The sequence below is a fragment of the Campylobacter sp. BCW_6460 genome (assembly GCF_001762705.1).
GTDB classification, from domain to species: Bacteria; Campylobacterota; Campylobacteria; order Campylobacterales; family Campylobacteraceae; genus Campylobacter_D; species Campylobacter_D jejuni.
Genome location: NZ_MJXI01000015.1, coordinates 1 through 549, shown reverse-complemented (window position 1 = coordinate 549; position 549 = coordinate 1). Strand labels below are relative to the sequence as shown.

1 pseudogene is annotated in these 549 nt (G+C 31.0%); it reads left to right on the top strand.

Annotation, left to right across the window (positions count from 1 at the left end):
- Positions 1–549, top strand: a pseudogene (locus tag AJ881_RS04045) (highly acidic protein); the annotation flags it as partial.

Below are 549 nucleotides of genomic sequence, written 5' to 3'. Positions count from 1 at the left end.
CAAGATGATAATGCAAACGAAACTTTAGAAACTCAAAATTTAGAAGATGAAAATTTAGAACAAGAAGCAACTAAAGAACAGACTCAAGAAGACATTCAAACTGATTTAGATTTAACTTTGGAAGATGGCGGAAGCGAAAAAGAAGACTTAAGCCAAGAACATACAGCTTTGGATACTGAGCCTAGTTTAGATGAACTAGATGATAAAAATGATGAAGATTTAGAAATCAAAGAAGATGACAAAAATGAAGAAATAAAAAAGCAAGAATTATTAAACGATTCTAAAGCAAATACATTAGAAATGCAAGAAGAGCTTAACGAATCTCAAGATGATAATGCAAACGAAACTTTAGAAACTCAAAATTTAGAAGATGAAAATTTAGAACAAGAAGCAACTAAAGAACAGACTCAAGAAGACATTCAAACTGATTTAGATTTAACTTTGGAAGATGGCGGAAGCGAAAAAGAAGACTTAAGCCAAGAACATACAGCTTTGGATACTGAGCCTAGTTTAGATGAACTAGATGATAAAAATGATGAAGATTTAGAA